The 1,425-nt window shown below is 40.8% G+C and carries 1 protein-coding gene; it reads left to right on the forward strand.

The features are described from left to right. The first annotated feature begins 360 nt into the window (after positions 1 to 360). Positions 361 to 1,317 (forward strand): IS110 family transposase, encoded by a 957-nt coding sequence (locus AB6D06_RS22435; RefSeq protein WP_372111928.1) that lies wholly within the window; start codon positions 361 to 363, stop codon positions 1,315 to 1,317. Positions 1,318 to 1,425 lie beyond the last annotated feature (108 nt).

The raw sequence follows: 1,425 nt of genomic DNA on the forward strand, positions 1-1,425 counted from the left end.
ATATTGATTTTAAGACACTGATTTTAAATAAAATATAACGCCGCGTTAAGTGGTGAGCAACGCAGATCACTGCACTTAAAGTATTGCGCCGTAAACACTTAACCCGAAGTAAACCAAAAATGCCGAGCGTTGGGAATCCGTCTTAAACGCTTTGTATGGATAATAACTAGCGAATAAGGGTAAGGTGAGACCCAGACTTTAGCTGCAACTAAAGTTCTCTATCTGATAGTTCGATTGAACGCTGGCTCCTCTATTGAGAGACCGATAACAAGAACGAACGTCAGATAGAACTCCAAGCATCACACTCGAATAGTCTTCTGGGTCTCGAGCCCGCATTTCGCAAGCAAGAGTTAGCTTATTATGAATACAAACACACTTCAAAACATTAATGTCGGCGTTGATACAGGTAAGACACAACTTGATATCTATATCCGCCCTCTCGATATCTACTTTAACGTCACAAATGATGAAAAAGGGATCAAACAAGCCATTCGAACTATTGCTAAATATCATCCAGAACGGATTGTTATTGAGGCAACGGGTCGATTGGAGATGCCATTCATCTTAGCGTGTGAAAATGCCAATCTGCCTTATGTCATCGCTAACCCATTACACATCAAAAAGTTTTCTGGCGCTCTTGGCAATAGAGCTAAAAACGACCGTCTAGATGCGGCACTTATTGCCCACTATGCCGAAGCCATCAAACCAAGACTCACTCAACTAAAAAGTGAAAACATCCGGTTAATGAGCGACTTAGTCACAAGACGCAATCAATTATTATCAATGCAAACGATGGAGAAGAATCGCCACCAAATCCTCCCTAAATCACTTGCATCTTCAATCAAGCCTATCTTAACTGCACTCAAAAACCAGATTACAAAAGTAGAAAGCAGAATAGAAAAACTGATAGAAACTTGCCCAGATTACCAAGCTAAAAATGAGATACTACAGAGTGTCCCTGGTATCGGGAAAATCGCCGCAGCTTCAATCATCAGTAACGTCCCTGAGCTAGGTTATATCTCCAATAAACAAGCCGCTTCGTTAATCGGAGTCGCACCAATCACACGTGAAAGTGGCAGTTTTAAAGGCAAGAGAATGATCAAAGGTGGACGAATGCAAGTAAGGACAGTTTTATATATGGCTATGATGTCAGCGATGCAATGTAATCCTGTTTTTAAAGAGAAATATCAGCAACTTTTAGCTGCAGGAAAACCGAAAAAAGTAGCAATCATAGCCTGTGTGAGAAAGATGGTCGTCATCCTAAATTCCATGCTGAGAGATGGCTGTATGTGGGATGTAAATAGCGCCCAAAATTAACTATTGACGCCATAGTCTCTTGTTATGTTAATCAGTTAGCCACTGCACTGCCGACTCGTAGCTACCAAATGATTCCATTTCACCTGATATAAACCAACTACCTATTTT

The sequence above is a fragment of the Vibrio sp. 10N.239.311.G01 genome, assembly GCF_041465805.1.
GTDB classification, from domain to species: domain Bacteria; phylum Pseudomonadota; class Gammaproteobacteria; order Enterobacterales; family Vibrionaceae; genus Vibrio; species Vibrio crassostreae_C.

What these genes read in the sequence shown, in the direction of transcription:
- AB6D06_RS22435 (WP_372111928.1), top strand. Translation starts at nt 361, where the DNA reads ATGAATACAAACACACTTCAAAACATTAATGTCGGCGTTGATACAGGT.